General features: G+C 52.2%; 2 pseudogenes. Both read right to left on the bottom strand.

Annotated elements, in window-relative coordinates:
- Positions 1–242, bottom strand: a pseudogene (locus J9892_RS21615) (IS5/IS1182 family transposase); the annotation flags it as partial.
- Between the two features lie 18 nt (positions 243–260).
- Positions 261–385, bottom strand: a pseudogene (locus J9892_RS24865) (IS630 family transposase); the annotation flags it as partial.

The raw sequence follows: 385 nt of genomic DNA, 5'->3' as shown, positions 1-385 counted from the left end.
CACTGATTGCCTTTCTTGGTCTGATGCATCTGCGGATCGCGTTGCTGCTCTTTGTTCTTGGTCGAGCTGGGAGCCTCAATGATGGTGGCATCGACCAAGGTGCCTTGAGTCATCATGACGCCTGCTTCGGCCAGCCAGCGATTGATAGTCTTGAACAATTGGCGGGCCAGTTGATGCTGCTCCAGCAGGTGGCGGAAATTCATGATGGTGGTGCGGTCCGGCAAGGCGCTATCCAGGGATAATACCAATCGGATTAAACATTAGGTCAGTTTTATCCAATCTCGGCTACAAAGTGACATCACCCGCTCCACATCGGCAATAAAGTGCTTCCAGGCCGATGTGCAGGCATCAAGGATGTCGTCGTAATCCTTGAAGCTGCGATTAG

The organism is Aeromonas sp. Prich7-2 (genome assembly GCF_017939255.1).
Taxonomy (GTDB): domain Bacteria; phylum Pseudomonadota; class Gammaproteobacteria; order Enterobacterales; family Aeromonadaceae; genus Aeromonas; species Aeromonas caviae.
This window is presented reverse-complemented; position numbering and strand designations above follow the sequence as displayed.